The sequence below is a fragment of the Bradyrhizobium cosmicum genome, from assembly GCF_032290525.1.
Classification (GTDB): domain Bacteria; phylum Pseudomonadota; class Alphaproteobacteria; order Rhizobiales; family Xanthobacteraceae; genus Bradyrhizobium; species Bradyrhizobium cosmicum_A.
Genome location: NZ_JASXTA010000674.1, coordinates 1 through 229, shown reverse-complemented (window position 1 = coordinate 229; position 229 = coordinate 1). Strand labels below are relative to the sequence as shown.

The window sequence follows — 229 nt, the reverse complement described above, 5'->3', positions numbered from 1 at the left end:
CTTTGACGTTGCGCGCTAAATTCGGACGGATTGTTTTCAGTTCACGAGCCAAACGAGTAATGTGATCGTCAATCTCCTTGGTGATCTGAATCGTACCGCCGTCTCCCGAAGGAATTAGGCGCGGGAGCTGGAAACTGTCGCCCGTGATAAGCGCCGTTGCGGATTTCCCTTGCGTAGCGCGAAGCACTACAAGGATGTCTTCAATGATCTTTTCTGGATTGCTCATTTA

Annotated in this window: 1 protein-coding gene; it reads right to left on the bottom strand. The window is 50.2% G+C overall.

Going from position 1 to position 229, the window contains the following annotated elements; translation table 11 throughout:
- A partial coding sequence (locus QSV46_RS41305; protein WP_314964601.1) for a hypothetical protein occupies positions 1-187 on the bottom strand: 187 nt, incomplete at its 3' end.
- Positions 188-229: the final 42 nt, after the last annotated feature.